Source organism: Stackebrandtia albiflava, from assembly GCF_007994225.1.
In the GTDB taxonomy this organism is placed as follows: domain Bacteria; phylum Actinomycetota; class Actinomycetes; order Mycobacteriales; family Micromonosporaceae; genus Stackebrandtia; species Stackebrandtia albiflava.
On the sequence record NZ_VLLL01000006.1, the window covers coordinates 1,255,711 to 1,280,866 of the forward strand.

The window sequence follows — 25,156 nt, forward strand, 5'->3', positions numbered from 1 at the left end:
CGAAACCGCGGACCGGTTGCCCGCCGGAGGCGGCGGGCGACCGGATCATGCCCCCAACAACTCCGCGACCGCCCGGAACGCCTTCCCCCGATGCGAGATCGCGTCCTTCTCGTCCGCCGACATCTCCGCCGTCGATATCTCGAAACCATCCGGCACGAAGACCGGGTCGTACCCGAAACCGTTCACACCACGCGGCTCCCGCAACACCCTGCCACGCACCTCACCCCGCACCACGTGCTCACGTCCGTCCGGGAACACCAGCGCCGCCGCGCACACGAACGCCCCACCCCGGTCCTCGTCGCCGACGTCACCCAACTGCCCCAGCAGCAACGCCAGGTTCGCCGCGTCGTCACCGTGCCGCCCCGACCAACGCGCCGAGAACACCCCCGGCATCCCGTTCAACGCGTCCACCGTGAGACCCGAATCGTCCGCCACACACGGCAGACCCGTGTGCCGCACACCGTCCCGCGCCTTCGCCAGCGCGTTGCCCTCGAACGTCAACGCCGTCTCCGGCTCCTCCGGATACGGCGGCACGTCGTCGAGCCCCACCAACTCCACCGACGTGGACTCCGCCAGGATCCGCCGCAACTCCACCAGCTTCTTCGCGTTCCGCGTCGCCAACAACAACCTCATGACAGCAACGCCCTCACCTGCATGCCCGTCAACTCCTTGCAGCCCTTCGCCGCCAGGTCCAACATCGCGTCCAGCCGCGCCCGGTCGAACACCGCGTTCTCGCCGGTGCCCTGCACCTCGACGAAGTCACCGTCACCGGTGCACACCACGTTCATGTCCACGTCCGCGGCGGCGTCCTCCTCGTAACACAGGTCCAGCAGCGGGACGCCCTTGACCACGCCCACACTCACCGCCGACACCGACCGGGTCAGGATCCGGTCCGGTTTGCGGGCGATCTTCTTGTCCGTGATCCACGAGACCGCGTCCTGCAACGCCACGTACCCGCCGGTGATCGCCGCCGTCCGGGTGCCGCCGTCGGCCTGCAGCACGTCGCAGTCGATCATGATGGTGTTCTCACCGAGAGCCTTGAAGTCCAGGCAGGACCGCAACGCCCGCCCGATCAACCGGGAGATCTCGTGGGTCCGGCCGCCCACCTTGCCACGCACCGCCTCGCGGTCGCCGCGGGTCGTGGTGGCCCGGGGCAGCATCGAGTACTCCGCTGTGACCCAGCCGGCGCCGCTGCCCCGCCGCCACCGGGGGACACCGGTCTCGACGGACGCGGTGCACAGCACCCGGGTGGCGCCGAACTCGACCAGCACGGAGCCCTCCGCGTGCATGGTCCAGTTCCGCTTGAAGGTCACGGGGCGTAGCGCGTCAGCGGCGCGATTATCGGGTCGAGTCACCCGGCCAAGGTTATACGCGGCGGTTCCGGCGGCCTCGCCTGGCCGTGCCGCGAGTAATGCGATGGAGGCGAGACCGGGCCGCCGACTATACTCGGAGCGTCACTCGGCGGGAGTGGTGGAATGGCAGTCACGAAGCGCTTAGGTCGCTTTGCCCGAAAGGGCGTGGGGGTTCGACTCCCCCCTCCCGCACTCGGTCCGCCACCGGTGGATCACTGTCGCGCCAGCCCACGACTGTCGGACCCGCGACGGGTGTCGAATCGACTCCTCCCCGTTGATGTGATCCATGTGGAGCGTCAAGGGATTTCCCGTCGTGCCGGGCCTAGGCCGCGTCCTTCGTTGGCATACGGCCGCCCGCACTCCACCGGTGGAGTCGCCGGCGGTTTCGGCGAGTGGTTCACGTGTGTCCTTCATGGATGGCGGGCTGACCGGTCGGTACCTTCCGCAATGCCTTTAGTCATGTCTATGGCGTCGCCCCGGCCGGGTCCCGGTGCGGGAGGGCGTGGCGGTGTCCCGCCGGTCGGTCGGTGGTTCCGGTCCGGTGCCCCCGGTCACGGTCGGTCGTTTCGCAGGCGCATGAGCATGGCCTGGGCTATGGGGAGTTGTCCTGCGGCGGCGTAGTAGCCGGTGGCGCGTAGTCCGACGGCGAGTAGGTAGCAGCGGATGCGGTGGACGGCGTCGGGTTCGGTGAGGTGGGCCTCCATGTGGTCGGCCTGGGCCTTCATGCAGGGGAGGAACGGCGCCCAGAACCGGAGGTTGGCGAGGTCGTAGAGGGGGTCGCCGATCATGGCGGCCTCCCAGTCGATGACGCCGCTGACGTGTCCGTGGTGGATGAGGAGGTTGTCGGCTCCGTAGTCGCCGTGGATGAGGCGGCGGTGGGTGGGGAGTCCGGTGGCGAGGTCGTGGAGTTCGGTGTGGTGTCGCCGGGCGAGCGCGACGTCGAGGTGTCCCTCGTGGGGTGTGAGGTCGGGGGCGTGGCCGGTGACGACGTCGCGCCAGTGGCGGTGGCTGGTCTCGCCGGTGAGTGGGTCGAAGTCGCCGTAGCCGTCGAAGTGGCTCATGTCGACGGCGTTGACGTGGTGGAGTGCTTCGGTGGCGCGCGGCGTGACGGCTGCCAGAGTGGTGGGGTCGGTGACGTCCTTGACGGTGTGGCCGGGGAGCCGCAGGCTGACGCACATGTGGTGTTCGCCGACGGCGGCGATGTGGTCGACGGCGGGTACGGGGATGCGGTGGCCGAGATGCCGGGCGGCCCAGGCGTCCTTGTGGAATCCCCTGGCGCGCGGATTGACGCGCACGACGTGCGGCGTGTCGTGGTGGTCGAAGGAGAAGGCCTGGGATTCCTCGCCTTCGACCATGGGTGTGAGGGTGACGGGTCCGTAGCGGTCTTCCAGGGCGGCCTGGACGGTGTGCCGGTCGAGACGTGGTTTGGTCACCGGCGGAGGTTATCGCCCGGCGGGGTTGGTTGTCGGCCGGTTTTCGCTGTGGGTGTGTGCAGCCGGTGGTCTGGGTCGAGTGTGGTGTCGATGAACGCCTGGACGGCGGCGCCGGTGGCGTTGCGGTGGGGTGACTCCCCGGAGGCGGCGCGCGGCGATGGAGCGGGCGGTCGGGTTCGTGACGGGTGGGACGGAAACTGTCGGCGGTGGCGGTTAACCTGGCCGGGTCCGTGGTGGCCGTCGGGAGGCGGTCGGGCGTGGGGCGTACCCGCCCCGGGGATGCGGTGCCGTGTCCCGGTTCCAGACGGGGCCGGTGCGGACCGCGGGGGTCCGACGTGGTGTGCGATGCCGCAGGAGGGCACATGGCTGTGGAGGTTCACTTCGCCGTTCCGGCGGTTCGGCGTGCGGTGGTGCGGAACGCCGAGGCGCCGGGGGTCGACGGTTCCAGGGCGGCGGCGGGCTGGTGGTCGGCCCGGCCCGGGCTGGAGTGGCTGCGGGACGGCCTGTTGGTGTCGCTTCCGCTGGTGGTCGCCGGTGTGGTGACGGCCGCAGTGGGATTCGGGGCCGATCGGTGGTGGCTGCCGGCGGCGGCGTTGTTCCAGTCGGCGGCGTTGGTGTTGTGCCGGCGGTATCCGCTTCCCGCCCTGGTGGCGGTGGCGGCGTCCGAGGCGGCGCTGGCGTGGACGGGCTGGTCGTTGTTCGTGGCGGTGCTGGTGGCCGCGATCGGGTTGGGCCGGTGGGGCAGGCGCGGTCAGCGCCGTGCCGGTGCGGTGTTCGGTGTGGCGGTGCCCGCGGTGTTGTCGGTGGCGGGCGTGGTGGCGGGCATGGTGTCGCCGTGGCGCGCGGTGGTGGTGCAGGCGGTGATCACCGTGGTCGTGGCCGGTTGCTGGTGGGTGAGCCGGTGGGACGCCCGGCGGCGCGGCAGGCTGGAACGCGCGGAGGCGCGGGCGCGGGAACGGGAGCGCCGGTTGGTGGCCGATCGCGCGGCGGTCCGGGAACGGGAGTTGTTGGCGGCGGAGCTGCACGACCTGTTGGACGAGGCGGTCGCGGCGATCGTCGCGGACGCGGAGTCGGCCGCCGTGTACAGCGGTGACGACGCGGCGCGTTCGGCGTTGTGGCGGGTGGCGCGTACCGGTCGGGAGTCGTTGGCGGAGTTGCGCCGGTTGCTGCGGGTGGTGGGGCCGGAGCGGGACGCGGCGTCGGCGGGCCTGGCGGGTGTGGACCGGTTGGTGGCGCAGGCGCGTGGCGGTGGGCGGCGGGTCCGGTTGCTGCGGTGCGGGAGGTTGCCGGCGGTGCCGGTGGCGGTGGAGCGGGTGGTGTTCCGGGTCGTGGCGGCCGGGTTGGCGGCGGCGCCGGCGGGGGACGTGTCGGTGTCGGTGACCTGCGTGGGTGACGGGGTGTCGGTGAGAGTGCGGAGCGGGGACGTGGTGCCACCGGACGACGCCGGTGAGTGGGCGGCGGTGCGGGAGCGGGTGCGGCTGTTGGGTGGCGACTGGGCGTGCGATTCCACGGTGGATGGTGTGGTGTTGTCGGTGCTGCTTCCGGTGCGGAGGGTCGCCGCGGTGGCGGGGTGACGGTGACCTCGCCGGCGGCGTGCCCGCCACCGGTGACGGGGCCGGGTGTGGAGAATCGAGGCGTGGCGTCGTTTCCGGAGTTCAGTACCGCTCGGCTGCGGTTGCGGCCGTTCCTGGCCGGGGACGTGTCGGCGCGGCACCGGTATCAGGGGTTGCCGGAGGTGAGCCGGTTCCTGTATCGGCCGCCGTTGACGCGGGACCAGGTCGCCGTCTCGGTGTGGGACGGAGTGACGCCGCACCGGTTCCGGTGTGACGGGGACCGTCTGTTGTTGGCGGTGGAGGAGCCCGGCGGTGAGGTCGCCGGTGAGGTCGTGTTGACCCTGGTGAACGCGGCGGCGGGGCAGGGCGAGATCGGTTGGGTGTTCGATCCGGCGTTCGCGGGCAGGGGTTTCGCCACCGAGGCGGCGCGGGGCCTCGCCGGGTGGGGGTTCTCGCGGGGGCTGCATCGGATCTTCGCGCGCCTGGACGTGCTGAACACGGCGTCGGCGCGGGTGTGTGAGCGGCTGGGGATGCGGCGTGAGGCGCACCTGGTGGAGAACGACCGCGACGGTGACCGGTGGGGGTCGGAGTACGTGTACGCGTTCCTGGCGCGGGAGTTCGGGGCGGCATAGCGGCGGCTCCGCCGCGTGCGTCCCGTGTGGACCAGAGCACGTCGGCCGGATATTCGTTCGCGTCCGGAGGCTGCCGGTCCTACAGTTGTCGCCATGTCGAGTCCCGAGGCGTCCAGACACTAGCCACCGGCCGTGTCCCGGTGGCTTTCTCGGCACCCCGCCGGCGTTCGCCGACGGGTTGATCGCCGTCCACCGTCACGGTCGTCGCCTCGGGCCGACCGTCGTGTGTGCGTCCACGCCGCATCGGCCGGTTCACCTTCTCCGTTTCCCCGCGTCTCGGAGGCCGGCCTCGATCCTCGTTCGACGCGCGGCAGAACAGCGGGATCGCAGCCGGCCTCTCAGGAGGTCTCACCGTGCCGGTGACCGTCTATCTGCTCGCCCTGGCCGTGTTCGCCCAGGGAACTTCCGAATTCATGCTCTCGGGTCTGGGGCCGCGCATCGCCGCCGACCTCGACGTGTCGATCGCGTCGACCGGGTTGCTGACCACCGGGTTCGCCGCCGGGATGGTCGTGGGCGCCCCGGTCATGGCGGCGTTGGCGGGGCGGTGGCCCCGGCGCGCCGCGTTGACGGCGTTCCTGTCGCTGTTCGTGGTGGCGCACCTGGCCGCCGCCGTCGCCGACGACCTGTGGTCGCTGGTGGCGTTGCGCGTGGTGGGTGCGCTCGCCAACGCGGGTTTCCTGGCGGTCGCGTTGACGACGGTGGCCGAGTTGGCGGGTCCGGCGCGGCAGGGCCGCGCGACGGCGGTCCTGTTGGGCGGGGTCACCACCGCGTGCGTGGCCGGGGTGCCCGCCGGTGCCGTGTTGGCGCAGGAATGGGGGTGGCGTGCGTCGTTCCTGGCCGTGGCGGTGCTGGCGTCGCCGGTGTTGTGGGCGATCCGCGTCGGGGTTCCGGCGGGCGGCGCGGCGCGTGCGGCGGGCACGCTGGGACCGGAACTGCGGGCGCTGGCGGACCGGCGTCTGATCGCGGTCCTGGTGTCGGGTGCGGCGGTCAACGGGGCGACGTTCTGCACGTTCACGTACGTGGCGCCCATGGTCACCGGGGTGTGGTCGTCGCCGGAGTGGTTGACGGCCCCGGTGTTGGCGCTGTTCGGTGCCGGTGCGTTCACCGGGGTGGCGGTGGCGGGCCGGTTCGCCGACCGGTTCCCGGCCCGGTTGGCCGTCGCCGGCGCGTGGTGGCTGCCGGTGGGCTGGGCGTCGTTGGCGTGGGCCGGTGACCGCCCCGCCGTGGCGTTGCCGGTGTTGTTCGTCCAGGCCGTCGTGTCGTTCGCGGTGGGTTCGACGTTGATATCACAGACGTTGCACGTCGCCCGGAGTGCCCCGACGTTGGCGGGCGGGTACGCGACCGCCGCGTTCAACGTGGGTGCGGCGGTCGGCCCGGCACTGGGTGGCGCGGCCATCGCGGTGTGGCACTCCGTGGCGGTGGTGCCGTGGACGAGTGCGGGCCTGGCGGTGGTGGCGGTGGTGTCGCTTCCGGTGGCGCGGCGTGCCTTCTCGCGGCCGGGGACGCTGGTGGCGTGACGCGGCCGGTGCCGCCGGGGCGTCAAGAGAACGTCAACGTCGCACTCACCGGGGTCAGGGAACCGTCAAGGACGTGGCAGGCGTGGGCCGGGCCGGTCTTGACTTGTTCACCGTCCCCTTCCGGCGATCGAGACGAGTTCCCCCGTGCCCCTTCCCGCGGCCGCTCCGGTGGGTGCGGCGCGGCGGTTCCGGCCGCCGCGCCGTGCCGGGTTCCGGCGTCCCCCGGCGCATCCGGTCCGCCGGATCCCGTTGGCGTTCCTCGCGGCGATCGTGGTCGGCGCCGGCCTGTTGGCGACTCCGGCGGCGCGCACCGACCCGGGCGACTTCGACGTCATGCCGGCGTTGTTCACGGCCGTGTCGGCGGTGTGTGTCACGGGGTTGGCGACGGTCGACACCGCCACGTACTGGACCGGTTTCGGGCAGGTCGTGATCCTGGCGTTGATCCAGGCGGGTGGTTTCGGGATCATGACCTTGGCGACGATGGCCGCGTCCGCGGTGGGCGCCCGCCTGGGGTTGCGTTCCCGGTTGGTGGCGCAGACGGAGTCGCGCAGTACCGGCATCGGCGAGGTGGCGGTCGTGGTGCGGCGGGTGCTGGTGGTGTCGGTGACCGTGGAGGCCGTGGTGGCGGTGGTCCTGGCCTGCCGGTTCGCCTTCGGTTACGGCTACGACTGGCCGACGGCGTGGTGGCACGGTGTGTTCCATTCGGTGTCGGCGTTCAACAACGCCGGATTCGCGTTGTACGGCGACAGCCTCACGCGGTTCGCGACCGATCCGTGGGTGACGTTGCCGATCGGTGCCGCGGTCATCCTGGGGGGCCTGGGTTTCCCGGTGGTGGCGGCGCTGTGGGCGTGGCGGAGGCGGAGCCCGGGGTTGCACGCCCGCATGTCGCTGTGGGGGACGGCGGTGCTGCTGCTGGTGGGTTTCGTGACGTACCTGGGTTTCGAATGGGACAACCCGGCGACGCTGGGCGGGTTGGCGTGGTGGGACAAGGCCCAGTTGGCGTGGTTCAGCGGGCTGGTGCCGCGTACCGCCGGGTTCAACGCGCTCCCGGTGGGGGAGTTGACCTCGGAGACGCTGCTGGTGACCGACGTGTTGATGTTGGTCGGTGGCGCGCCGGCCGGGACGGCGGGCGGCCTCAAGGTCACCACGGTGATGCTGTTGGGCGCCGTGATCTGGTCGGAACTCCGGGGCCGCCCCGACGTGTCGGTGTTCCGGCGGTCGATCGGCGCGGCGACGCAGCGGCAGGCGTTGACGGTGGTCCTGTCCGGTGTCGCGGTGGTGGGGGTGACGACCTTGGCGCTGTCGGTGTCGACCCCGTACGACTTCGAGGCGGTGTCGTTCGAGGCGGTGTCGGCGTTCGCGACGGTCGGGTTGTCCACCGGGATCACACCGGAGCTGTCGGCCGTCGCGCAGGTGGTCCTGATGGTGGCGATGTTCCTGGGGAGGGTGGGGACGGTCGTGGTGGCGACGGCGCTGGTGCTGCGGGCACGGCGCACCCGGTACCGGTTCCCCGAGGAGAGCCTGTCGGTGGGTTGACGTCAGTCGGGTAGCCGCCGGGCGGCGGCCGCGACGGCGGCGGCGTGTTCCCGGTCGGTGTCGGCGTACCGGGTGGAGAGTGCGACGGCGGTGTCCCGTAGCTCCTGCAGCCGGGCCCGGATCCGGTCCAGTGCCGCCAGGTGGGTGTCGATCCGGTCGTCGAGGAGCCGCGCGGCGGCGTCGCCGGGGGTGGGCGGCCCGGTGACGGGCCGCGGTTCGGGCCGGTGGCGGGTGATCCCGTCGGCCAACGCGGACGCGGCGGTGCCGGCGGCCCGGGTGACGATGTCGCGGATCGCGGCCGGGTCGACGTGGAGCCGGTCGGTCGTCACCGGGACGCCGCCTCCTTCTCCGGTGTGTCGTGCCAGTCGACGGGGGTGGTGATTCCGGTGGACCAGTCGTGGCGCAGCATCGCGTACCCGACCGAGTCGTGGCGGACGCCGTCGGGCGCGGGCCAGGCGCGGCGGTAGTGGGCCTCCTTGACGTAGCCGCAGACCGTCAGGACCCGCCGCATCGCCCGGTTGTCCTGCCGAGTGGTGGCCTCCAGCCGGGTCACGGTGGGGAAGTCGGTGAAGACGCGGCCGGTCAGCCAGGTGACGGCGTCGCGTCCCCGGCCTCGGCCTCGCGCGTTCCGGGTCAGTCGCAGGTCGAACATGGCGGTGTCGTCGGTCAGGTCGTACAGCCGGATCAGGCCGGTGCGTCCGGCCGGGGTCACCTGCCAGTAGGTGCGGGTCTGCGCGTCGTCGAATCCTCCGGCGTCGAACCGTTCCCGCAGCCGGGTGGGGTCGGGGCGTCCTCCGGTGTGGAAGGGCCAGTCCTCGCCGGTGAGGAAGTCGACGAGTGCGTCGCCGTCGTCGGTGGTCAGCCGCGCGTATCGGATGGTCACGGGGGCACCTTAGAGCTCCTGAATCGTCGGCGTCTGATCAGGGAGGGGTGCCTCGGGTGGATGAATGGCAAGGCGGAGGGTCTTGTGCGTACCGGTGTGGTACGCGGGAGGCCCGACAACGCGGCCGGTCGCCGCCTGAGCGTTCCGAGCCGGACAGTTCGATGATTCAGGAGCTTTCAACCGGCGGTGACGCGGGTGACGACCCGGTTTCGTCCGGGTCCCGTGGCCCGGGCGGAGCCGTGAATTCGCAGTGACGCCGCACCGGAGTGGGAACGTGTGGCCCGCTGGTGAGGCACAATGCAGGGACCCGTGTGCCGGCCGACCCTCCCGTGCACGCGTCCACCCCGGTAACGCGGAGGCGTCCCATGTCCGGCAATCCCGACCGCCCCTTGATGCTCGGTGGTCAGCCCATGTACGAGGTCGTGCGGGCGCAGGCCCGTCGGCTCGCGCATCACCTGACCGACATCATCGCGTCGCAGGTCGAGACGTACCGCCGGATGCCGCAACTGGACCTGCACCGCGACATCGTGGCCATAGTGGAGCAGAACCTGTTGCACCTGGCGGACATGTTCGAGCGGCGCCGGGCGCCGACCGCCACCGAGATGGAGTCGCTGAGTCAGGCCGCCGGGCGGGGCGCCAGGGACGAGGTGCCGTTGGAGGACATCCTCGCGGCGTACCACCTGGGCGGGAAGCAGGCGATCAGCATCCTGTTCGCCGACTGCGACCCGGAGGACTACGGCGACGTCGTCGCCGCCTACAACCTGCTGCTGGACTACAACCAGATCGTGTCGGCCGTGGTGTGCAACGGGTACAGCGCGGTCAGGGAGTCGATGCGCAGCCAGGAGCAGGACGCCCGGCACTCGGTGGTGACGGCGTTGTTGAACGGTCAGCGCCCGGCCGACCCGGCGATGCTGGCGGGGGTGCGGCTCGCCGACCGGTACCTGGTGATGTCGACGGCGGTCGGCAGGCATCCCGACGAGGGCGCCGACAACTCCTACGGCGTGCACGCCGGGCGCAGCAAACTCGACCGGATCCGGGTGGCCCTGGACGGGTACGGCCCCGAGCCGGTGCTCACGGTGTTGGACACCGCGGGCGGCCTGTTGCTGGTCCCGGCCGCCGACCCGGAGCGGGACGAGTCCTCCACGGCGCAGTTGGTGTCGGAGTTGACGGCGGCGGCGGGGGCGGGGATCTGGGCGGTGGTGGAGCCCGCCGACTCGATCGGGCAGATCGCCGGCGCGGCGCGGCTGACGCAGGAGGTGTTGGCGGTGGTCCAGTCGTTCGGGCACGGCCCGGGCGTGTACCGGTTGTCGGACGTGTTGTTGGAGTACCAGTTGACGCGGCCGTCGAAGGCGTTGGACGAGTTGGCGAGGCTGCTGGATCCGTTGGAGGACAACCCGGATCTGTTGCAGACGTTGCGGGTGTACATCGACTGCAGCCTGGACCGGCGTGCCGCGGCGGCGCGGCTCCACGTCCATCCGAACACCGTGGACTACCGGTTGCGGCGGGCGGTGCAGTTGACGGGGCTGGATCCGATGGTCCCCGGTCAGTTGCAGCGGATCGGCGCGGCGTTGACCGCGCGGCGGGCGCAGACGACCGGTTGAGCCGGTACGGTGCCGCGCCCCGGCGGCACCCGGCGACCGGTCGTGCGCGTCCGTCTCCGGTACATGATGGCCGGTGGCGTGTGAGAATGCTTGAGCGCGTGGATTTCCGTGGGATACCGCATGATCGATGGTGGAAAATGTGTGAATGCACGTGCATTTGCACCGGGCGCCCCGGCGGGTGAAGATCCAACCGGGGGCCTTACCCTGCAAAGGGGAGCGACGACGCTTCCGTCGCCGGATCCGTTCGGCGACACGGGAAGGACCCACCGGCGGCTACCGATGGGTCCTCGAAGGAGACCCCCCGTACAGATTCCAGTCGACAGAAAGGTCTCGCACGTGACGATACAAGGCCACGACGGCCACCGGCCGCACCGCCGTCTACTTCGGGTACTGTCACATCCCGCGTGGGGCGGCATCGCCGCGCTCGCCGCGGTGATCGCCGCCATGGCGCGGGTCATCGCGATCGGCTGACCGTGGGTGCCGTCCCCGGTCGCGGCGACGGCACCGTCTCAATGCCCCGTGGTGATGGGGACGTACTCACCGCAGAAGCGGCACACGCTGCCCCGATCGGGGCCGCCCTTGACACACGGACAGTGGACCCGGTGCCGGTGCGCGAAGTCCACCAGGTGGTTCAGTTCGCGCCACCGCGCGTCGATCGACGCCGCCATGGCCTCTGACAGGAGATGGTCCGGATCGAGCACGTACTCGTCGTAGGTCCACTCGGCGGGAGCCGGGCAGCGGCCGAACAGCAACCGGTCGGTGCACACCGAACCACCGGGCCGCCGGGCCGGACCGATCACGACGTCCCGTTCGGTCCGGCCGCACCAGTCACAGGTCCCGACCACCCAGCCGTCCTGGTCGCGTACCGCCATGCCACCGTCTTTACCCGACGCTCACGGCGGTACACGCGCCGATGCCGATTCGTGACCGAGTCGTCGGCGAGTCGCCACCCCGGCTCGTGCGGTAGCATCGGCGACGTGAAGCGTGCCGCCATGACGACGACGCCGGAGACCGTCCCGGCGCGCTGAGCGATGTCTTGAACAAGCCCCGGGGCGAGCGCCCCGGGGCTTCGCCGTGTGGTCGCTCGTCCCCTTCCCGAAGGAGACACCATGCGAGACCACCGCAGAATCGGACGCGAACTGGAGATGTTCGACACCGATCCGCTCATCGGCGCGGGACTGCCGTTCTGGCTGCCGGCGGGGGCGACCGTCCGGCATGCCCTGGAGGAGTACATCCGGTCGGTGGAGCGCGCGGCCGGATACCGGCACGTGTACTCGCCGGTGCTCGGCAAACGCGAGTTGTACGAGCTGTCCGGACACTGGTCGCACTACCGCGACGACATGTACCCGCCCATGGACGTCGGTGGGGAGCAGTTCGTGCTGCGGCCGAGCATCTGCCCACACCACGCCGTCATGTTCCGGTCCCGGGCACGCAGTTACCGGGAGCTGCCGCTGCGGATGGCCGAGCTGGGCGGCATGTACCGGGCGGAGCTGTCCGGTGTGCTCGGCGGCCTGACCCGGGTGCGGGCGATCCAGCTCAACGACGCGCACGTCTTCTGCGCCCTCGACCAGGTGCACGACGAGGTCGCCGCCGCGCTCGACCTGATCCGCGACGCCTACCACGCCATGGGTATCGCCCCGGCCAGGTACCGGTTGTCGTTGCCGGGGGAGGGCGGGAAGTACGTGGACGCGCCGGAGGCGTGGCGGCGTTCCGTCGACATGCTCACCGAGGTGTTGCGCGCCTCCGGCCTGCCCTACGACGCCGAACCCGGCGAGGCCGCCTTCTACGGACCGAAGATCGACGTGCAGGTCGCCGACGAGGGCGGCAGGGAGGCGACCCTGTCCACCGTGCAGATCGACTTCCACCAGCCCGAGCGGTTCGGGCTGCGGTACGTGGGGGCGGACGGGCGGCGGCACCGACCGGTCATGATCCATCGCAGCATCATCGGCAGCGTGGAGCGCGCGGTGGCGCAGCTCCTCGAACGGCACGAGGGCGCGCTGCCCGCGTGGCTCGCCCCGGTGCAGGTGGTGGTGTTGCCGGTGTCCGACGCCGAGTGGGACGCCGCCGCCGCGTTCGCCGATCGGTGCGCGGCACTGGGACTGCGGGCCGAGATCGCGCCACCGGAGCACGGTGCGCTGGGTGCCCGGATCCGGGCCGCGCGGCTGGTCCCGTACCAGTGCGTCATCGGGTCCAGGGAGGCCGACGCCGGCCTGGTGTCGGTGCGGTTGCGTGACGGGCGGCGACTGGATCCGATGCCGGCCGGGGAGCTGGCGGCCCGGTTCGCAGACCTGACCGGCGCGCACCGCCCCGAACTGTGGCCCGCCGACTGACCCGCCTCTCGGATCGGCGCGGTTGGCCGAAACGCCGAAAGGGGGGCGGTTAACCTCCGGGAGCCGCCTCAGCCCCCACCCCCCAGGAGGTCAGCGTGATAACGGTGACACCCGTGCTCGCCCTCGTACTGGCGGCGCTGCTGCTGCTCGCCGTGACCGTGGCCGCCTGGTGCCGGTTGTCGCCGGACACCGGCGCGCCCAGGTGGCGGGAGATCCTGGTGGCGGGGCTGCGGGCGGCGGCCCAACTGGCGGCGGTCTCGCTGGTCGTCGTGTGGGCGTTGGAGTCGGCGGCGGTCCTGGCCGGTTTCCTGGTGGTGATGCTCGGTGTCGCGGTCCGCACCGCCGGCCGCCGTATCACGCCGGGGCCGGGATGGTGGTTCACGGCCGTCCCGATCGGGGTCTCGGTGGTGCCGGTGGTGGCCGGGCTCCTCGCCACCGGCGTCGTGCCGTTGCGGGGTATCACCTTGATCCCGGTCACGGGAATCCTGATCGGAGGCGCGATGACGGCCACCACCCTGGCCGGTCGCCGGGCGCTCGACGAACTGGCGGCGCGGCACGGCGAGGTGGAGGCGGGGTTGGCGTTGGGCCTGCGGGACCGGGACGCCCGGCTCGCCGTGGCGCGGCCGTCCGCCTCCGACGCGCTGTTGCCCGGCCTCGACCAGACCCGCACCGTGGGGTTGGTGACGTTGCCGGGCGCGTTCGTCGGCATGTTGCTGGGCGGCGCGTCACCGGTGATGGCGGGTGCCGTGCAACTGTTCGTGCTGGTGGCGTTGTCGGCGGTGCAGGTGGTCGCGGTCGCGGTGACGGTGGAACTGGTCGCGCGGGGCCGGTTGCGGCGGGAGCCGGTGGCGTGACGGGCCGCCGGGACCACAACGACCACAAATGACAACACGACCACAACGGTGACGGGCGGCACACCGCGAGGCGACGATCGGGGCACCTGTCCGCAGTGTTCCGCAAGCACAAGGAGAAGTCGTGCCCATGCCCGCAATGACGCGGCGCCGTCTCGTCGCCCTGGTCGGCGCCACCGCGCTCACGGCCGTCACCACCGGCTGCAACGCCGAGGGTTCCGGTCCCGCCGCCGAATACCCCACCGGCACCATCCAGATCATGGCGCCCGCCGCCGCCGGAGGCGGCTGGGACCTCACGGCCCGTTCGATACAGCAGGGCCTCACCGAGGGCGGCCTGGTCGAGGAGACCGTCGAGGTCTACAACGTCGAGGGTGCCGCCGGCACGCTCGGACTGTCGCAACTGGTCACGAAGAACAGCGGTGACGCGCACCAGCTCATGGTCACCGGCCTGGTCATGATCGGCGGTGTCGTCACCAACGCCTCCGACGTGACCCTGGAGATGGTCACCCCGATCGCGACCCTCACCGCCGAGCAGGAGGTCGTGGTCGTCCCGGCGGACTCCGAGTACGAGACCCTCGAAGACCTGATGGCCGCCGCCGTGTCCGACCCGGAGTCGGTCACCTGGGGAGGCGGCTCGGCCGGCGGCACCGACCAGATCCTGGTCGGGATGCTGGCGCAGGCGGCCGGCGCCGATCCGCAGGCGATGAAGTACATCCCGTACTCGGGCGGTGGGGAGTCGAAGGCGGCGCTGCTGTCGGGCGACCTGACCGCCGCCGTGTCGGGTGTCAGCGAGTACAAGGACCTGGTGGCCGCCGGTGACGTGCGGGTGCTGGCGACCTCGGGCGCCGAGGGCGTCGACGCGGGCGAGGGGAAGCCGTCGCCGACCATCATGGAGGCCGGTTTCGACGTCGAGTTGATGAACTGGCGTGGCATCGTGGCGCCGCCGGGCCTGTCGGACGCCGACCGGGACGCCGTGATCGCGCTCATCGACGAACTGCACGCCTCCGACGAGTGGCAGCGGATCCTGGAACAGCAGGGCTGGGACGACTTCTACAAGAGCGGCGACGACGCCGCCGCGTACTTCGCGTCGGAGAACGAACGCATCACCGAGGTGTTGCGGGAGATCGGGTTGGCGGCGTAGGTGTCGGCCTCCGAATCACCCGCCCGGCCGGAGGCGCCGCGCGACGGCGCCCCGGCCCGGCACCCGGTCGGGCCCCGCGTCTTCGCCGGGGTCCTGTTCGTGTCCGGCGGCGGCCTGTTCTGGTACGCCTTCACCGAATCCGGCGACGATCCGATCACACTGGACAGTCCGCACCTGGCGCCGCTGGTCGTCACGGGACTGTGGACGGTCCTGGCGGCGGTGTTGCTCGTGAAGTCGCTGGTGCGCCCCGACGAGGCGCCGCCCGCCGACCCCGAGACCGACGCCGGAGAGACCGACCCGGCCGACGTGCGGTGGCTGACGCCGGCGCTGCTGGCGGTGGCGTTGGTCGGTTACGTGCTGTTGTTGCCGACGGTGGGCTTCCTCATCACCACGACGGTGTTCTTCTTCGCGGCCGCGGTGATCCTCGGCAGCCGGAGATGGTGGCGGGACGGCGTCATCGCGGTGGTGCTGTCCACGGCGGTGTACTTCGCCTTCACCCGGCTGCTCGACATCTTCCTGCCGAGCGGGGTGCTGCCGATATGAGCATCCTCGACGGGCTCCTGGACGGATTCGCGACCGTCCTGTCGCCGGAGAACCTGCTGTTCGCGGCAATCGGTGTCACCGTCGGCACCTTCGTGGGGGTGTTGCCCGGCATCGGGCCCGCCCTGACGATCGCGCTGCTGCTGCCGGTGACGTTCTCCATGGACAGCCCCACGGGCGCGTTCATCATGTTCGCCGGCATCTACTACGGCGCGATGTACGGCGGTTCCACGACCTCGATCCTGTTGAACACGCCCGGCGAGTCGGCGTCGGTGGCCACCGCCATCGAGGGCCATCAGATGGCGTTGCGGGGGCGGGCCAAGACCGCCCTGGCGACCTCGGCGATCGGTTCGTTCGTCGCCGGGACTCTGTCCACTCTGGCGTTGACGTTGTTCGCGGTGCCGTTGGCGAGCCTGGCGGTGAACTTCCAGGCGTCGGACTACTTCGCGCTGGCGGTGCTGGCGATGCTGTCGGTCACCGCGCTGGTGGGCCGGTCACTCCTTCGGGGGCTGTTGTCGCTGGCGGTGGGCCTGTTCATCGGCCTTGTCGGCCTCGACGAGCTGACCGGCCAGGCCCGCTTCACCTTCGGCACACTGGAACTGTTCGAGGGCATCGGCGTGACCCTGGTGATCGTGGGCCTGTTCGCGGTGGGGGAGACCCTGCACGTCGCGGGCCGGCTGCGTCACCTCCCCGACCACATCGCGCCCCTGGACCCGGGTGGCCGCCGCGTCGGCTGGATGTCCCGGGCGGACCTGTCGAGGTCGTGGCGGCCGTGGCTGCGGGGTACGGCCGTGGGCTTCCCGTTCGGCGCGTTGCCCGCCGGCGGTGCCGACATCCCGACGTTCCTGTCGTACATGTGGGAGAAGCGGCTGTCGAAGCACCGCAAGGAGTTCGGCAAGGGCGCAGTGGAGGGCGTCGCCGGGCCGGAGGCGGCCAACAACGCCGCGTTCTCCGGCGTGCTGATCCCGTTGCTGACGCTGGGAATCCCGACGTCGGCGACGGCGGCGGTCATGCTGGCGTCGTTCCAGGTGTTCAACGTGCAGCCGGGACCGCAGTTGTTCGAGAAGTCGTCGGCCCTGGTGTGGGCGCTGATCGCGTCGCTGTACGTCGGCAACGTCATGCTGCTGCTGTTGAACCTGCCGCTGATCCGGTTGTGGGTGCAGGTGTTGAAGATCCCGCGGCCGCCGTTGTACGCGGGGATCCTGGTGTTCGCGACGATCGGCGTGTACGCGGTGTCGGGCAGCGTGTTCCAGGTGCTGCTGGCGTACGGCGTCGGCGTGCTGGGCCTGTTCATGCGGATGTACCGGTTCCCGATCGCGCCGGTGATCCTGGGCGCCATCCTCGGCCCGATGATGGAGATCCAGTTCCGGCGTGCCCTGTTGATCTCGAACAACGACCTGTCGGTGTTCGTGACGCGGCCTCTGACGGTCACGTTGTTGGCCCTGGCGGTGGTGGCGGTGGTACTGCCGTTCCTGCCGAAGTGGATCGCCCGGCTGCGGGGTCGCTCCCGGGACCGGCTCGCCTTCGGCGAGGACGACTGACCCGCCTTGGGTGGCCTGAGGCCCGCCTTGGGTGGTCTGAGGCCCGGAGAAAACCGGACATCTCGGCATATTCGAGGCATGTCGATGGGCCTGCGCCCACCCAAGGCGGAAAGTAAGGAGGCGTCAGGGCTTCCAGCGGTACAGGCGCTCCGGGCGCCCGGTGGTGCCGTACCGGGGCCGTACGGTGGCGCGGCCCGCCGAGACGAAGTACTCCAGGTACCGGCGGGCCGCCACCCGTGACAGGCCCGCGGCGGCGGCGCACTCGCTGGCGGACATGGTGTCGGCGGCGGCCTTCAGGGCCGCCGCCACCAGGTCCGCCGTGTCGCGGGCCAGTCCCTTGGGGAGTGTGCCGTCGTGCGACCGCATCAACGTGAACAACGAGTCCACCGCCGACTGGTCGACCTGGGCGGCGTCGGCCAGCCCGCGCCGGGCGGTCGCGTACTGTTCCAGCCGCCGCGACAACGCGTCGAAGGTGAACGGTTTGATCAGGTAGTGCACGACACCGCCGCGCATGGCGTCGCGCACGGTGTCGACGTCGCGGGCGGCGGTCACCACGAGCACGTCGGTCGACAGCGACCGTTCCCGCAGCCGCCGCAGCACCTCCAGCCCCGTCATGTCCGGCAGGTAGACGTCCAGCAGCACCAGGTCGGGGCGCAGCTCCTCGGCCGCCCGCAGCGCCTCCGTACCGGTGTGGGCCACACCCACGACGGTGAAACCGTCGACCCGTTCGGTGAAGCCGCGGTGCACCCGGGCGACCATGAAGTCGTCGTCGACCACGAGGACCCGGATCACGGCGCCTCCCTTCGCGGCATGGGGATCCACAACGCGAAACCGGCGTCGGAGACCGAGACTCCGCCGCCCCGCCGGGAGCAGATCAGGCCGACCAGGGCCAGCCCGAGCCCGAGGTGGCCGCCCTGCCGGTCCTTGGTGGTCCAGCCCTGCCGGAACACCTCGTCGGCCAGTTCGGCCGGTACGCCGTCGCCGGAGTCGGAGACCCGTGCCCGGAGCCGGTCGTCGTCGGCGGTGACGGTCACCGCGACCCAGCCTCCGGCGTCGACGGCGTCCAACGCGTTGTCGATCAGGTTGCCGAGGATGGTACCGAGGTCGGCCGCCAGCTCGTCGTCGAGCGCCGTCAGGTCGCTGTCGTCGGTGACGCGGAGCCGGACGTGCTGTTCGGCGGCGACACTGGCCTTGGCGATGAGCAGCGCCGCGACGGCGGGGTCGCGGATCAACCGGGACACGTCGCGGCTGAACTCCTCGTGGACCTGGTTGGTGCGGGTGATGTAGCGGATCGCCTCGTCGTGTTCGCCCAGTTCCAGCAGACCGGCGATGGTGTGCATCCGGTTGGCGAACTCGTGGGCCTGGGCGCGCAGTGTGTCGGTGGTGTGGCGGCTGATGTCCAGTTCGCGTTGCAGGGCGACGAGTTCGGTGCGGTCGCGCAACGTGGTGACGGCGCCGACCTCCCGGTCGCGCACCAGTACGGGCCGCCGGTTCAGCACCACGATCCGGTCGCCGGACAGGACGACGCGGTCGGTGCCGGTGACCTTTCCGGTGAGCACGTCGCGCAGGTGGGGGTCCATGGACTGACTGTGCAGCGACCGTCCTATCTGGTCTCCGGTGAGTCCGAGCAGCCGCAGCGCCTCCTCGTTGGCGAGGGTGACCCGGTCGGCGGAGTCGGTGCCGAACACGCCCTCCTTGATGCCGTGCAGCATCGCCTCACGGTGCTCCACGAGACCGGTGATCTCCGGCGGCTCAAGGCCCAGTGTCTGCCGCTTGACGCGGCGGGCCAGCAGCAGGGAGCCCGCCACGCCCAGTGCCAGGCCCAACGCCAGGTAGAGCATGAGGTCGGAACCGGCCGAGACCAGCCGTTCCACCAGCGTGGGGTAGCCGACCCCGACGACGACCAGGCCGAGGAGGCGCCCGTCCTGGTGGTGAAGGACCGGCACGTGCGCCACCAGGTGCCGGCCGCCCTCGTCGACCACTCCGATCCACGACTTGCCGGTCAGCCCGGTGGATTCGGCGAGCGCGGCGGGACGGCCGGAGTCCGGTCCGGTCATGAGGGTCCCGGCGGAGTCGGTGATGAAGACGTACCCGGCGCCGGCGACGGCGCGGGCGCTCTCGGCCACCGACGACAGTGCCTCGGAACCGACCGGGCTGCTCAGGCCCATCCGCACGGTCGGGTTGATCGCCAGGTTCTCGCCGACCGACCGCAACCGGGCGCCCTCCTGGGCGCGGAAGTCCGCGTCGGATTCGGCGATCGACACCGCCGCCACCGCGATCACGACGACCACGACGATGCATATCTGCAGTATCAGCAGTTGACCGGCCAATGACAGTCGCTGGCGCAAGGGTCCCCTCCCGTCCGGCTGGTGCGGCACTCCGCCGAAGCAGACTACGCTGCTGACCAGCGGCGCAGTGGCCGCCGATATTCACGTGACTCGAAGTGAGGGGGTGGCGACCGGATGCGCCGATCCCTACTCGTCGTGCTGGTGACCCTGCTGGGCCTGACCGCGTGCGCCGGTGGTGTCCGGCCGCCCGCCGACCTTCGCATCCTGGTCCCGAACCTGCCCGGCAGCGGCTACGACGTCACCGCGAGGGTGGCGGCCGAGGCCGCCGGTGAGGCGGGGCTCTACCCGGACCTGGAGGTGTTCAACCTGCCCGGCGGCGGCGGCAACGTCGGCCTGCAACGGATGGGCCTGGAGGCCGGTAATCCGGGCCTGCTCATGTTGATGGGCCTGGGCGTGTTGGGCGGCCAGCACTCCGCGGACTCCCCGACCACCCTGGCCGACACCACGCCGGTCGCCCGGCTGCTGTCGGAGCCGGGGATCATCGTGGTGCGCAGGGAGGCGCCGTACCGCAGCATGTCGGCGCTGGTGGAGGCGTGGCGCGACTCCCCGTCGGCCACGTCCGTCGGCGGTGGCTCCGCGGTCGGCGGACCGGATCACGTCGCGACGATGCTCATCGCGCAGGAGATCGGCATCGCGCCGCCCGAGGTGGACTACCGGCAGTACGACGGCGGCGGCGACCTGTTGACGGCGGTGCTGCGCGGCGAGGTCGCCTTCGGTGTCTCCGGGATCAGCGAGTATCCGCCGCAGGTGTGGTCGGGGCAGTTGCGGGTGCTGGCGGTGAGCGGCGCCGAGCCGACGCCCGGTGTCGACGCCCCGACGCTTCGGGAGTGCGGCATCGACGTGGTGTTCACGAACTGGCGGGGGATCGTCGCGCCACCCGGGTTGACCGCCGCCGAGACCGAGGCGTTGCGGGGCCTGGTCGAGGCGCTGCGTGACAGTGCGCCGTGGCGGAACGCGTTGGAACGATACGGCTGGACCGACGCCTACCTGCCCGGCGACGAGTTCGGTGACTTCATCGCCGCCGAGACCGACCGGCTCGACGACCTGTTGACGGAACTGGACCTCGCGACGGTCCCGTGAGGGCCGGCGGGTCTCCGGCGGGTTCCGTCCATGACCGGGATACAACCGGGCCCGGCGGTGGCCTTCATGCCTTGCATGCATCCATCGGCGTCTATACCGTGAGGTGACGACCGGTCTGCCCGCCCGGCCCATCCATCCACTCTGGAGGACACCTTGTCTCCGAAACCCCTGAGCCGCCGCGCGTTGCTGACCGTCCCGGTGGTGGCGACCGCGGCCGCGACCGTCCTGCCCGCCGCACCCGCGCACGCCGACCCCGCCGCCGCGCGCACCGACACCACCGACGCACCCGTCGTCGAGTGTGCCGCCGACCTGCTGGGGCGGCACTGATGGCGACGATCCCCTGGCTGGCCGACGTACTGCGCGCCGAGGGCGTACAGGTCGTCGAACACGGCGACTGGCGCAACTACATGCGGCCCGGCTCCTTCGACCCGATCGGTGTCCTGTGGCACCACACCGCCGCCTCCACGTCCAGCCCGCAGAACCCCCACCCCGGCCTGAGCGTCGTCATCAACGGGCGCCCCGACCTCCCGGGGCCACTCGCCCAGGCCCTCGTCGACTACAACGGCGTCTTCCACGTCATCTCCGCCGGACGCTGTAACCACGCCGGACGCAGCGGTGGAAGCGGACCGATACCGGTCGGCGACGGCAACACCATGATGGTCGGCTGGGAGATCGACTACAACGGTGTCAGCCAGGAGATGTCACCGGCGCAGTACTGGGCGTCGGTGAAGGCGACCGCCGCGGTGTTGCGACGGCTGGGCCGTGGCGCGGAGTTCGCGCGCGGGCACAAGGAGACCAGCACCACCGGCAAGATCGACCCGGCGTTCATCGACCTCAACGCGATGCGCGCCGACGTCGCCGCCCACCTGGCCGGGTCGGGAGGCGTGTCGGGGACCGCGTACGGCTACGGCGACTCCCAGCACTTCACCGCCGTCAACACCGGCGGGACCTTGACCAACTTCTCGTGGTCGCCCTCCACCGGTGTCATCCGCCCCGACTGGGGCGGCGCCGCCCTGGCCGGCAGGACCGTCGGCTACGTCCACGAGGGACTGCAGCACGTGTTCGCGCGCGGCGCCGACGACACCCTCCGGCACTGGTTCCAGTCCGGTGGCAACCCGCCGGGGCTCGACGACTGGGACACCGCCGGACTCGTCAAGTCCGCCCCGGCTGGGTTCCCCTACGGCAGTCAGCAGCACGTGTTCTTCCGCAACCCGCAAGGCCGTCTTGAGCACCGGTTCTACGACACCTCCGGCCACCACCTCAACGGCGGGGTGTGGGGTGACATCCCCTTCGTCGGGAACCCCGTGGCCTTCGTCCACCGCGACCAGCAGCACGTGTTCGCCCGCACCGCGTCCGGAGGTCTCGCGCACTGGTACTGGTGGCCCGGGATCGATCCCGGGCACGACGACTGGGGTGTCACCTCCGGTGTGGCGTCCGACCCGACCGGGTTCTCGTATCGCGGGCAGCAACACCACGTGTTCTTCCGCAACACCGCCGGGAACCTGGAACACCGGTTCTTCGACGACCCGTCCGGAACCGTCAACGGCGGCGTGTGGCCGGGTGGCGGCTTCGAGGGGAACCCGCACGCGTTCGTCCACCGCGACCAGCAGCACGTCTTCGCCCGGCGCCCCGGCGGCGACCTCGCGCACTGGTACTGGTGGCCCGGGATCGACGCCGGGCACGACGACTGGGGTGTCCGCGGCGTGGTCGCCGGCGACCCGGCGGGCCTGTCGGTCCCCGGGCAGCACCACGTGTTCTTCCGCACCGGTGACGGCTCCCTGGCACACCGCTTCTTCATCGACGACACCGGGCACATCGGCGCCGACAACTGGGGAGGCGGTATCGCCGCCTGACCGCCGGGTGCGGACGGGATGCCTCCCGCCCGCACCCGGCGTGGTTCCCCGCCGACGGTGCGAATGCCCCGGCTCGCGTTGCGGGCCACCGGTCCCGGTTGGCAGACTGGGGACACCGGGCGAGGTGAGGAATCGAGGAACCGTCATGCGGTTTGGCGTACTGGGGCCGTTGGAGGTTCACGGCGACTCCGGCCCCATCGAGTTGACCGCGGGCAAACAGCGCGCCCTGCTCGCGATCCTGATCAGCCGGGGGAACACACCGGTCGGCGCCGACGCGCTCATCGAGGCGCTGTGGCACGACGACCCGCCCGCCTCGGCGCGGAAGGCGCTGAGCTGGCACCTGTTGCAGCTGCGCAACACCCTCGGCGACCGGGACCGCATCCGGTACGGCTCGGCGGGGTACCGGCTGGTCGTCGAGCCGGACGAGGTCGATCACCTCCGGTTCGAACGGGGCATGGCGGAGGCCGCCGCACTGGCCCCGCGCGCACCCGCCGAGGCGTTGGAGTCGTTGCGCCACGCCCTGGACCTGTGGCGGGGACCGGCGTACCTCGGTCTCACCGACAGCCTGTTGCACGAGGAGGCCGACCGGCTCGACGAACTCCACATCACGGCCGTGGAACGCGCCTGCCAACTCGAACTCGACCTCGGCGGTCACGACGACCTGATACCGCGACTGTCCGGACTGGTCGGAGAGCACCCGTTCCGGGAGGAACTGCGTCGCCTGCTGATGCTGGCCCTGTACCGGGCCGGGCGGCAGGCCGACGCGCTGCGGTTGTTCCGGGAGGGCCGCCGCGACTCCATCGACGCGCTCGGCCTGGAACCCGGCCCGGCACTGCGCGACCTGGAGCGGCGCATCCTGTCCGCCGACCCCACGCTCGACCGGTCGCCCGCCTCCGGCGCGGCGCGGCGTCCCGCCACCGCCACGCCCCGGCAACTGCCCGCCGACACGGCGGCCTTCACCGGCAGACAGTCCGAGATGGACGCCGTCACCGCCGCCGCGCTCCACCGGAACCCGGGGACGACGACGGTCGCGGCGATCGACGGGATGCCGGGCGTCGGAAAGACGACCCTCGCGGTCCACGTGGGGCACGCCCTGGCCGACGAGTACCCCGACGGGCAGTTGTTCATCCACATGCACGGCCACTCTCAGGGGGCGTCGCCGGTGCCGCCGTCGGAGGCGCTTCACCGGTTGCTGGTCTCGATGGGCGTCGAGGGGCCGCAGATGCCGTCCCTTCTGGACGACCGGGCGGCGCTGTGGCGGTCGCTCACCGCGGACGGCCGCATCCTGTTGCTGCTCGACGACGTCAGGGACGAGTCCCAGGTGCTCCCGTTGCTGCCCGCGTCACCGGGCAGCCTCGTCATCGTCACGAGCCGTCGCCAGCTCGTCGGACTCGACAACACCCACTTCATCGAGTTGGACGTCATGCGTTTCGACGAGTCGGCGTCGCTGTTCACCCGCCTGGTCGGTGAACCGGGACGGCAGGTCACCGAACACGCCTCGTTCCGTGAGGTCATCCGGTTGTGCGGCGGCCTGCCGTTGGCGACCCGGCTGGCGGCCGCCCGGCTCGCCCGGCAGCGGCACTGGACGTTGCGGGACCTGGAGCAGCGGCTCAGCACCCAGCACGAGGCGTTGCGGACCCTCGCGGTGGGCGACAACAGTGTCGCCGCCTCTCTCGCCATGTCCTATCAGGACTTGAGTCCGGATCTGCGTGACGCCTTCCCCCGGCTGTCCCTGCTGTGGAACGGATCGATCGACGTGGCCGCCACCGCGGCCCTGCTGGACGTGTCACCCGTCCGCGCCGCCGACATCCTCGACGAACTCGTCCACGTGCACCTCCTGCACAGCCGGGGCGCCGAGGAATACGGCTTCCACGACCTCGTCGGCCGGTACGCCGCCCAGATCGCCGCCGGACTGCCGGAGGACGAGCGCCGCGAGATGACGCGGCGACTGCTGGACTTCTACCTGCATCGCGGTCACGCGGCGGCCATCGCGTTGTTCCCGTCCCGGGAACGGCTGTCGTTGAACGCCCCGATCCACCGGTTCGACGGGGAGGAGGTGACGACGGTCGACGCGGCGGTGGACTGGTTCGACCGGAACCTCCGCGCGATGCGCACCGGGGTGCTTCACGCGGTCGCGCACGGCTCGGACGAGTTGGCATGCCGACTGGACTGGACGCTCACCACCTATTTCGAACGCAAACGGCTGTTGGACGACTGGCTCGTCACCGCCGAAGCGGCCTACGCCGCGGCCGACCGGCTGCGGTCGCCGTTCTGGCGGGGAAGGACGGCGTCCGGGCTGGCCAGGGTTCGGTCTCTGTTGCGGCTGCCCGGTGCCGAACGGCTCTACGGCGAGGCCGCGGCCCATTTCGAGGCCGACGGCGATCTGCGCCGAGTCGCGCACACCCACGTCAATCTCGCGCGGGTATACGAAGACGCCGGGGAGTTCGAGGCGGGGATCCGGGAGGTCTCCAAGGGACTGCGGATCTACCGGGAACTCGGTGACGTGGTCGGCATCGGCGAGGCCAACAACAGCATCGCCTGGTACTGGTACATGCTCGGGCGCATCGACGAGGCCCGGGAGCACGCCGTCGTCGCGGTACGGACCATCGCCGCACACGCCGAGGGCACCGCCGCTCACGTGTCGGCGCTCGACACACTCGCACACGTCTACCAGGCGGACGGTGACCACCGCGCCGCGTTGACGCAACTGCGCCGGGCGCTGGACTACAACCAGCGCAGCGGAAGTGTCCTGCTGGAGGCGCAGTTGTGCGCCGCCATGGGGAGCTGCCACGCTGCGCTGGGGGACGGCGCGACGGCGGAACGCTACTGGCAGCGCGCCGCGTCGACGCTGCCCCCGCAGCGGGACTCGGCCGCGCAGGACGTGCTGGACCGGATCGCGGCGGATCGGCGGGCGTTGCGCGCCCGCCGATCCGGTCGCCCCGCCGCCGCCTGACCCCTTACTTCG

At 71.4% G+C, this 25,156-nt stretch carries 23 protein-coding genes and 1 tRNA gene; 16 read left to right on the top strand and 8 right to left on the bottom strand.

What is annotated here, in order from left to right; all coding sequences use genetic code 11:
* Positions 1–45 precede the first annotated feature (45 nt).
* Positions 46–633, bottom strand: coding sequence for an RdgB/HAM1 family non-canonical purine NTP pyrophosphatase (gene rdgB / locus LX16_RS16715; RefSeq protein ID WP_147139913.1), 588 nt, complete (start codon positions 631–633; stop codon positions 46–48).
* Positions 630–1,355, bottom strand: a complete 726-nt coding sequence (gene rph / locus LX16_RS16720) for a ribonuclease PH (protein WP_147139915.1) — start codon at positions 1,353–1,355, stop codon at positions 630–632. The genes rdgB and rph overlap by 4 nt, the downstream gene beginning before the upstream one ends.
* A 106-nt stretch (positions 1,356–1,461) precedes the next feature.
* On the opposite strand from rph, the gene LX16_RS16725 reads away from it, so the two are divergent.
* Positions 1,462–1,544, top strand: a tRNA-Leu gene (locus tag LX16_RS16725).
* A 359-nt stretch (positions 1,545–1,903) separates the two neighbouring features.
* On the opposite strand, the gene LX16_RS16730 is transcribed toward LX16_RS16725, so the two are convergent.
* On the bottom strand, positions 1,904–2,785 hold the full coding sequence (locus tag LX16_RS16730) for a phosphotransferase family protein (protein WP_147139917.1): 882 nt from the start codon (positions 2,783–2,785) through the stop codon (positions 1,904–1,906).
* Positions 2,786–3,147: 362 nt separating this feature from the next.
* Between LX16_RS16730 and LX16_RS27985 the strand changes: the two genes are divergently transcribed.
* The 4 genes from LX16_RS27985 (at position 3,148) to LX16_RS16750 (ending at position 8,023) form a co-directional block, all read left to right on the top strand.
* Positions 3,148–4,359, top strand: coding sequence for a histidine kinase (locus tag LX16_RS27985; RefSeq protein WP_147139919.1), 1,212 nt, complete (start codon positions 3,148–3,150; stop codon positions 4,357–4,359).
* A 62-nt stretch (positions 4,360–4,421) separates the two neighbouring features.
* Entirely contained in the window at positions 4,422–4,970 is a 549-nt protein-coding gene (locus LX16_RS16740; RefSeq protein ID WP_147139921.1) for a GNAT family N-acetyltransferase, read from the top strand.
* Positions 4,971–5,323: 353 nt separating this feature from the next.
* On the top strand, positions 5,324–6,487 hold the full coding sequence (locus tag LX16_RS16745) for a Cmx/CmrA family chloramphenicol efflux MFS transporter (RefSeq protein WP_147139923.1): 1,164 nt from the start codon (positions 5,324–5,326) through the stop codon (positions 6,485–6,487).
* A gap of 144 nt (positions 6,488–6,631) precedes the next feature.
* Positions 6,632–8,023 carry a TrkH family potassium uptake protein gene (locus LX16_RS16750; RefSeq protein WP_244615856.1) on the top strand — a complete coding sequence of 464 codons (1,392 nt, stop codon included), beginning with the start codon at positions 6,632–6,634 and terminating at the stop codon, positions 8,021–8,023.
* 2 nt (positions 8,024–8,025) lie between these two features.
* Here the strand turns inward: LX16_RS16750 and LX16_RS16755 are convergent, their stop codons facing one another.
* Both LX16_RS16755 and LX16_RS16760 read right to left on the bottom strand, forming a co-directional pair.
* Positions 8,026–8,352: a hypothetical protein gene (locus LX16_RS16755; protein WP_147139925.1), complete on the bottom strand. Its 327-nt coding sequence runs from the start codon at positions 8,350–8,352 to the stop codon at positions 8,026–8,028.
* Positions 8,349–8,906 (bottom strand): GNAT family N-acetyltransferase, encoded by a 558-nt coding sequence (locus LX16_RS16760; RefSeq protein ID WP_211354537.1) that lies wholly within the window; start codon positions 8,904–8,906, stop codon positions 8,349–8,351. Before LX16_RS16760 ends, LX16_RS16755 begins: the two co-directional genes overlap by 4 nt.
* Positions 8,907–9,271: 365 nt before the next feature.
* On the opposite strand from LX16_RS16760, the gene LX16_RS16765 reads away from it, so the two are divergent.
* Both LX16_RS16765 and LX16_RS27990 read left to right on the top strand, forming a co-directional pair.
* Positions 9,272–10,507 (top strand): PucR family transcriptional regulator, encoded by a 1,236-nt coding sequence (locus tag LX16_RS16765; RefSeq protein ID WP_147139926.1) that lies wholly within the window; start codon positions 9,272–9,274, stop codon positions 10,505–10,507.
* Positions 10,508–10,843: 336 nt separating this feature from the next.
* Positions 10,844–10,978, top strand: coding sequence for a hypothetical protein (locus LX16_RS27990; protein ID WP_280176812.1), 135 nt, complete (start codon positions 10,844–10,846; stop codon positions 10,976–10,978).
* 38 nt (positions 10,979–11,016) lie between these two features.
* Here the strand turns inward: LX16_RS27990 and LX16_RS16770 are convergent, their stop codons facing one another.
* The gene (locus LX16_RS16770; protein WP_147139928.1) at positions 11,017–11,379 is read right to left on the bottom strand and encodes a hypothetical protein; all 363 of its coding nucleotides are present in this window, start codon (positions 11,377–11,379) and stop codon (positions 11,017–11,019) included.
* A 237-nt stretch (positions 11,380–11,616) separates the two neighbouring features.
* On the opposite strand from LX16_RS16770, the gene thrS reads away from it, so the two are divergent.
* From thrS to LX16_RS16795, 5 genes are all read left to right on the top strand, one after another.
* Positions 11,617–12,837: a threonine--tRNA ligase gene (gene thrS, locus LX16_RS16775; RefSeq protein WP_147139930.1), complete on the top strand. Its 1,221-nt coding sequence runs from the start codon at positions 11,617–11,619 to the stop codon at positions 12,835–12,837.
* A 98-nt stretch (positions 12,838–12,935) separates the two neighbouring features.
* Positions 12,936–13,691, top strand: a complete 756-nt coding sequence (locus tag LX16_RS16780) for an ABC transporter permease (RefSeq protein WP_147140848.1) — start codon at positions 12,936–12,938, stop codon at positions 13,689–13,691.
* A 127-nt stretch (positions 13,692–13,818) separates the two neighbouring features.
* Entirely contained in the window at positions 13,819–14,829 is a 1,011-nt protein-coding gene (locus LX16_RS16785; RefSeq protein ID WP_244615885.1) for a Bug family tripartite tricarboxylate transporter substrate binding protein, read from the top strand.
* Positions 14,830–15,372: a tripartite tricarboxylate transporter TctB family protein gene (locus tag LX16_RS16790; protein ID WP_147139932.1), complete on the top strand. Its 543-nt coding sequence runs from the start codon at positions 14,830–14,832 to the stop codon at positions 15,370–15,372.
* Complete coding sequence (locus LX16_RS16795; protein ID WP_147139934.1) at positions 15,369–16,910, top strand: tripartite tricarboxylate transporter permease; 1,542 nt, start codon at positions 15,369–15,371, stop codon at positions 16,908–16,910. Before LX16_RS16790 ends, LX16_RS16795 begins: the two co-directional genes overlap by 4 nt.
* A gap of 123 nt (positions 16,911–17,033) precedes the next feature.
* Here the strand turns inward: LX16_RS16795 and LX16_RS16800 are convergent, their stop codons facing one another.
* Both LX16_RS16800 and LX16_RS16805 read right to left on the bottom strand, forming a co-directional pair.
* Positions 17,034–17,702, bottom strand: coding sequence for a response regulator (locus tag LX16_RS16800; protein WP_211354540.1), 669 nt, complete (start codon positions 17,700–17,702; stop codon positions 17,034–17,036).
* Complete coding sequence (locus LX16_RS16805) at positions 17,699–19,258, bottom strand: sensor histidine kinase (RefSeq protein ID WP_147139936.1); 1,560 nt, start codon at positions 19,256–19,258, stop codon at positions 17,699–17,701. Before LX16_RS16805 ends, LX16_RS16800 begins: the two co-directional genes overlap by 4 nt.
* A 114-nt stretch (positions 19,259–19,372) precedes the next feature.
* On the opposite strand from LX16_RS16805, the gene LX16_RS16810 reads away from it, so the two are divergent.
* The 4 genes from LX16_RS16810 to LX16_RS16820 all read left to right on the top strand — a co-directional run bounded on the left by LX16_RS16810 (position 19,373) and on the right by LX16_RS16820 (position 25,144).
* A complete protein-coding gene (locus tag LX16_RS16810; RefSeq protein WP_147139938.1) occupies positions 19,373–20,338 on the top strand; it encodes a Bug family tripartite tricarboxylate transporter substrate binding protein in 966 nt (321 codons plus the stop codon).
* Positions 20,339–20,491: 153 nt separating this feature from the next.
* The gene (locus tag LX16_RS26670) at positions 20,492–20,665 is read left to right on the top strand and encodes a hypothetical protein (protein WP_158645635.1); all 174 of its coding nucleotides are present in this window, start codon (positions 20,492–20,494) and stop codon (positions 20,663–20,665) included.
* Positions 20,665–22,191: an N-acetylmuramoyl-L-alanine amidase gene (locus LX16_RS16815; protein WP_211354541.1), complete on the top strand. Its 1,527-nt coding sequence runs from the start codon at positions 20,665–20,667 to the stop codon at positions 22,189–22,191. The genes LX16_RS26670 and LX16_RS16815 overlap by 1 nt, the downstream gene beginning before the upstream one ends.
* Before the next feature lie 145 nt (positions 22,192–22,336).
* Positions 22,337–25,144: an AfsR/SARP family transcriptional regulator gene (locus tag LX16_RS16820; RefSeq protein ID WP_147139940.1), complete on the top strand. Its 2,808-nt coding sequence runs from the start codon at positions 22,337–22,339 to the stop codon at positions 25,142–25,144.
* Positions 25,145–25,156: the final 12 nt, after the last annotated feature.

Excerpts from the sequence above, each read along its gene's own strand:
- LX16_RS16785 (WP_244615885.1), top strand. The coding sequence starts at position 13,819 with ATGCCCGCAATGACGCGGCGCCGTCTCGTCGCCCTGGTCGGCGCCACC.
- LX16_RS16765 (WP_147139926.1), top strand. The coding sequence starts at position 9,272 with ATGTCCGGCAATCCCGACCGCCCCTTGATGCTCGGTGGTCAGCCCATG.
- LX16_RS16815 (WP_211354541.1), top strand. The coding sequence starts at position 20,665 with ATGGCGACGATCCCCTGGCTGGCCGACGTACTGCGCGCCGAGGGCGTA.
- LX16_RS16810 (WP_147139938.1), top strand. The coding sequence starts at position 19,373 with ATGCGCCGATCCCTACTCGTCGTGCTGGTGACCCTGCTGGGCCTGACC.
- thrS (WP_147139930.1), top strand. The coding sequence starts at position 11,617 with ATGCGAGACCACCGCAGAATCGGACGCGAACTGGAGATGTTCGACACC.
- LX16_RS16795 (WP_147139934.1), top strand. The coding sequence starts at position 15,369 with ATGAGCATCCTCGACGGGCTCCTGGACGGATTCGCGACCGTCCTGTCG.
- LX16_RS16820 (WP_147139940.1), top strand. The coding sequence starts at position 22,337 with ATGCGGTTTGGCGTACTGGGGCCGTTGGAGGTTCACGGCGACTCCGGC.
- rdgB (WP_147139913.1), bottom strand. The coding sequence starts at position 633 with ATGAGGTTGTTGTTGGCGACGCGGAACGCGAAGAAGCTGGTGGAGTTG.
- LX16_RS27985 (WP_147139919.1), top strand. The coding sequence starts at position 3,148 with ATGGCTGTGGAGGTTCACTTCGCCGTTCCGGCGGTTCGGCGTGCGGTG.
- LX16_RS16770 (WP_147139928.1), bottom strand. The coding sequence starts at position 11,379 with ATGGCGGTACGCGACCAGGACGGCTGGGTGGTCGGGACCTGTGACTGG.